The 5980-nt window shown below is 66.5% G+C and carries 1 protein-coding gene; it reads left to right on the plus strand.

Annotated elements, in window-relative coordinates:
• Nucleotides 1-5980 (plus strand): non-ribosomal peptide synthetase (locus tag PI246_RS18305; protein WP_320552766.1); only part of this gene is annotated, 5980 nt, incomplete at both ends.

A 5980-nucleotide genomic window follows, 5' to 3' on the forward strand; every position in this document is an offset into this window, starting at 1 on the left:
GGAGGGTGGGGACGTGGTGCGCCGCGGCTACGAGCCGCCGCAAGGGGAGATGGAAGAACGGCTCGCGGCGCTGTGGGGGGAACTGCTCGGCGTGGAGCGGGTGGGTCGCCACGATCATTTCTTCGAACTGGGCGGACACTCATTGCTTGTGATCAAGCTCTCCATGAGGATGCAGAGGGCATTCGACGTCGAACTACCGATAGCGGACATCTTCGCAGGGCCTGTTCTGCGGGACATGGTGGCGCGCTTGCGGACATGTTCGCAGGCGCATATGCCACGCATCGCGCCCACCCAGCGGCACATTCCCCTGCCGTTGACCTCGGCGCAACAGCGCCTGTGGTTTCTCGATCGCCTGGACGCGACGGCGAGCTCCGCCTATCACCTTTCGGCGGCTTTTCGCCTGCGTGGCGAAATGGACATCGCGACGTTGCAGGCTGCGCTGGATGCCGTGACGCAAAGGCACGACATACTCAGGACGCGATTTCCCAGCGTGGAGGGTCAGCCGCGGCAGGTGGTCGATGCGTCGGCGCGCGTCATGGTCGCGAGTCACGCGTGGGATGATGTGGCGGGGCGATCCATGATGGAGTGGATCGTCGAGGAGTCGGAGCGTGCCTTCGACCTGGGCAGCGGCCCGTTGATCCGCATTAGCCTTCTGCGCATCGGGGACAACGAGCACGTGCTGGTGGTGGTACAGCACCACATCATTTCAGACCGGTGGTCGATCCGGTTGTTGGCCCAGGAGCTTGCGCATCACTACGCGATCGCGCTCGGCTCCGACGTACCCGCGGTGGAACCGTTGCGCGTGCAGTATGGCGACTACGCCGTCGCCCAGAAGGCCTGGCAGGACACTCCGGCTTACATGCGGCAGAAAGCGTACTGGGTCGAGGCACTTCGAGGCGCGCCGGAACTGCTCGCCCTGCCGACGGACCGCCCGCGGCCCACGACGCAACGTTACACGGGTGCTTCCGTGCGCGTGCGCTTGCCGGAAACATTGACGGTCGACCTGCGATCACTGGCCCAGCGCTGCGACGGCACGCCGTTCATGGTGCTACTGAGCGCGTGGTCGGTGCTCATGTCTCGCCTGAGCGGACAAAAAGACATCGTAACCGGCGTACCGTTCGCCAACCGCCGGCAGGAAGAAACCGAGGCGTTGATAGGCTTCTTTGCCAACACGCTCGCCTTGCGCGTCGATCTGGGCGACGGACCGGGGACATCCGTCTTGCTGCGGCGTGTCCGCCAGGCGCTGATGGAAGCCTATGCGCATGCCGAGGTGCCCTTCGAGCATGTCGTCGAAGCCCTGAACCCGCGGCGGAGCATGGGCCACACGCCCGTCTTCCAGACGCTCATGAGCTGGGCGGAAGCATCCGCGCAAGACGAAGCGCGCCTGCCGGGGCTCGACGTAGAAGCGATCGCCCTCCCCACGCATACCACTCAATTCGACATGATGCTCTCGCTGGTGGATCGCGACGACGTCGTCGAAGGCAACCTGTCGTATCGAACGGACCTGTTCGACCAGGCCACGGCGATACGATTCGTCGCGTACCTGCAGCGCATCCTGGAAGGCATGTGCGCGTCCGCGGAGGTACCGGTGGAGCGGATATCGATTCTGCCTCCCGGGGAACGCGGGTCGATCTGCGAGGGCTTCGGGAAGCACGCGGCGGGCGTACCGTCGCTGGCGTTCGTGCACCGCGCGTTCGTGGCGCAGGTGGTCCGCCGTCCGGCGTCGGTGGCGGTGCGGATGGAAGGCCTGTCGGTCGACTACGACACGCTCAACCGGCGTGCCAACCAGTTGGCGCATCATCTGCTGGCCTCGGGCATCCGGCCGGAGGATCGCGTGGCGGTGTTCATGCCGCGCGGCGTGGAGATGGTGGTCGCGTTGCTGGGGGTGCTGAAGGCGGGGGCAGCCTACGTGCCGCTGGATCCGAAGCATCCGATGGGGCGCCTGGGGCTGATCCTGCAGGACAGTCAGCCGTTCGCGGTGCTGACGGTGGATTCGTGCGTGGACGAGTTGCCGGCGCTGGCGATGGTGCGGGTGATCGTGGTCGACGAGGCGCAGGGCGATGGCGCGGCGATCGCGAAGCGTGCGCAGGACGATCCCGTGCTGTCGCTGGACGAGCGCAGCCTGGCCTACGTGATCTATACCTCCGGTTCGACGGGCAGTCCGAAGGGGGTGATGATCGAGCACGGCTCGATGGGCCATTACCTGGCGTGGGCGCGGCATGAGTACGGTGGTGAAGATGCACCGATCGACGCGTTGGTGTCCTCGCCGCTGGTGTTCGACGCGACGATCACCAGCCTGTGGCTTCCGTTGATCAGTGGAGGAACCGCCTGCCTGTTGCGTGACGGGCAGGAGCTGGAAGGGCTCGAGGCGCACGTGCGGGGCGGGGCGCGTGGCCTGGTGAAGATTTCGCCGGCGCACCTGCTGAGCCTGGGGCGGCGGTTGCAGTCGGCGGGAGCGTCCTGCGAGGTCGAGGTACTGGTGGTGGGCGGTGAGAGCCTGCCGGCCTCGACGGTGGCGTTGTGGCGCGGGCTGGCACCGCGCACGCGGATCGTCAACGAGTACGGGCCGACGGAGACGACGGTGGGTTGCGTCACGTACGACGCCACGGCGCTACCGCCGGGCGCGTCGAGCGTTCCGATCGGCCAGCCGATCGCGGATACGCTCATCGCGATCGTGGACGAGCACGGCCAACCGGTGCCGCAAGGGGTGATCGGCGAGATCCACATCATGGGCGCGGGAGTAGGCCGCGGCTACGCGAACCGGGAGGCGCTGACGCGGGAGAAATTCCTGGCATGCGAAGGACCGGTGGGCGGCCGCGTCTTCCGCTCGGGCGACCTGGGCCGCCTGACGGCCGAGGGTGTGATCGAGTTCCTCGGTCGCAACGACCACCAGGTCAAGTTGCGTGGCTTTCGCATCGAGCTCGGGGAGATCGAGCATCGCCTGAGAGGTTGCCGAAACGTCGCGGAAGCCGTGGTCGCCCTGCGCGACGATCGCCTGGTGGCGTACGTGCTGGCGGAAGATGGCACGGATTTCGCCGCCGATGCGTTGCGTGGACAACTCGCGGCACATCTTCCGGATTACATGATTCCGTCCACCTATGTCCGCATGACCGCGTTGCCTTTGACGGGCAACGGCAAGGTCGACCTCGCGGCATTGCCGGCCATGGAAGCATCGTCCATGGCCTCGGGGCGATACGAGGCGCCCCGGGACACGCCGGAACGGACCCTGGCCGATATCTGGGTAGCGCTGCTCCGGCTCGAACGCGCAGGGCGCAACGATCATTTCTTCGAACTGGGCGGGCACTCGCTGCTGGTGATCGAGTTGATCGAGCGCCTGCGCCAGGCCCGCATGACGCTGGACGTCCGCGACGTCTTCGACGCGCCGGTGCTTGCCGACCTGGCGCGGCGACTCGTGCCGCTGGAGTCCCCGGACGACGAGGCGGAACACGGCGTCCTTCCCGGCACCCTCCGGATCACCCCGGAGATGGTCCCGCTTGCCGCACTGGGCCAGGAGCACATCGACGACATCTCGCAGTCCGTGCCCGGCGGTGCGGAGAACATCCAGGACATCTATCCGTTGTCACCGCTGCAGGAGGGCATTCTCTACCACCATCTGGTCGAACCCGACGACGACGCCTACCTGTTGCGCAGCCTGCTGGCCTTCGATACGCGCGACGCCGTGGACCGGTTCCTCTCGGCCTTGCAGCGAGTCGTGGCGCGCCACGACATCCTGCGAAGCACCATGCGCTGGAAGGACCTGCCGCAACCGATGCAGGTCGTCCTTCGAGAGGCCCGCGTGGACGTGCACGAACTGGCGCCGCTGGCAGGTGCCGACCCAGTGGATGACATGCTGCGGCGGGCAGCCCTCTCGCCGGGTCTGGCGCTCGATCGTGCGCCGCTCATGATGGCCTTCGTCGCCCAGGCGGACGCCACCGGGCGCTGGCTGCTTTCGCTGGTGTACCACCATATCGCCATTGACCACATCACGCTCGAGTTGGCGATCCGTGAAATCCGGGCGGTTCTCGAAGGAGAGGAAGATCGGCTCGGCGCGCCGGTGCCTTATCGACGCTTCATCGCGCAGTGCCAAAACGTCGATCTGGAAGCGCAGGCCGCGTTCTTCCGGGAGCGATTGGGCGACGTGGACTGGACGACGTCCATGTTCGAGGGCACGGACGATCCGGCGTTGGCGCAGGAAGAAGCTCGCCTTGCCCTGACCCGGACGCACAGCGAGCGCCTGCGTGGCGCATCGCGCGATCTGGGCGTATCCCCGGCGGTTCTGTTCCACGTCGCCTGGGCACGCGTGCTCGCCGCGTGCGGCACGACCCCCGACGTGGTGTTTGGCACGGTGCTGTCCGGTCGCCTCGGTGGACTTGATCACGGACGCGCCCTGGGTATGTTCGTCAATACCTTGCCGCTGCGCCTGTCGTTGCGCACGTGCAGTCTCGTCGAAGCGGTCGCCGAGACGCAGAGGCAATTGTCCGCGCTCCTTACGCACGAGCAGGCTTCCCTGGCCCACGTCCAGCAGTGCACCGCGCTAGAAGCCGGGCAGGCGTTGTTCACGACGTTGCTGAATTATCGTCATAGCGAACTGAGCGTGGAGGTGGCCAGTTCACCGATGTGGGAAGCGCTCGTCGAGGATGAGCGCACGAGTTATCCGATCACGTGTTCCATCGACGATCACGGCGTGGATTTCAGTTGCAAGGTGCAATGCCCGGAACGTATCGGTGCCGGGCGTATCCTCGGCTATCTCCGTATCGTCCTCGAACGCATGATGGTTGCGCTGGAGGCGGGCGGCGACCTGCCGCTGGCCTCGATAGGCGTGCTCGATGACGATGCGCGCGATGCCTTGGTTGCCCTGGGCGAGGGAGTGTCGCTGCCGAACGTGGTCGCACCGGTCCATGCCGCGTTTGAAGCCCTTGCGCTCGCCCACCCCGACGCGGCGGCGTTGCGCATGGATGGCCGAACCGTGAGCTACGGCGCGCTGCGGGCCTGGTCGGACCGCGTGGCGGGCGCCCTTGCCGACCGCGGCGTCGGCGTGGGAAGTCGTGTCGCGCTGCTCGTGCCTCGCGGCATGGATTTCGTCGCGGGCCTTATCGGCAGCCTCAAATCCGGCGCGGCCTACGTCCCGATCGACCCGGCGTGGCCGGCTGAACGCATCGCCGAGCTGGTGAGCGATTGCACGCCCACGGTGGTGCTCACGCAAGATGACCTGGCATCGCTGGTTCCCGCGCAGGTACCGCGGCTGCTCATGGACGACGGGAGCGTCGACGCTTCCGTTGGCGAAAGCCATCGACATGCGCCCCGAACCGACGTGGGTGGCGAAGACATCGCTTACGTGCTCTACACCTCCGGTTCGACCGGCGCGCCCAAGGCGGTGGCCATGCCGCACGGTGCGCTGTCGACATTGTGCGCGTGGCATCGAACGCCGGCGTCCGGCCTTTCGGCGGTCGAAAGCACGCTGCAATTCGCGGCGCTCGGCTTTGACGTCGCGTTCCAGGAAATCTTCACGACGTTGAGCGCGGGTGCCTGCCTGGTGCTGGTGCCCGACGAAATACGCAGTGATTTCGCCGCCTTGCTCGACTTCATCGAAGCGAATGGCGTGGAGCGGATCTTCCTGCCCTTCGTCGCCCTGGATGCGCTCGCCCACGCGAGTCTGGCATGCGGAAGGAACCCCGCGTGCCTGCGCACCATCGTTACGGCTGGTGAGCAATTGCGCATGGGATCCGCCTTGAGAACCTTCATTGGTGCTTATCCGGAGCGGAGGCTGCACAACCACTATGGCCCGACGGAGACGCATGTCGTCACCTACTGGTCGTGCGTGGGCAGAGATGTCGAGACGAGCCCCGACCTTCCGCCGGTCGGCCGTCCGATCGCGAACACGCGGATCTACGTGCTGGACGCGTCGGGACAGCCGGTGCCGGAAGGCGTGACGGGTGAGATCCACGTCGGCGGTGCGGGCGTGGCAAGGGGGTATCTGAAC

The organism is Luteibacter sahnii, from assembly GCF_034063545.1.
Classification (GTDB): domain Bacteria; phylum Pseudomonadota; class Gammaproteobacteria; order Xanthomonadales; family Rhodanobacteraceae; genus Luteibacter; species Luteibacter sahnii.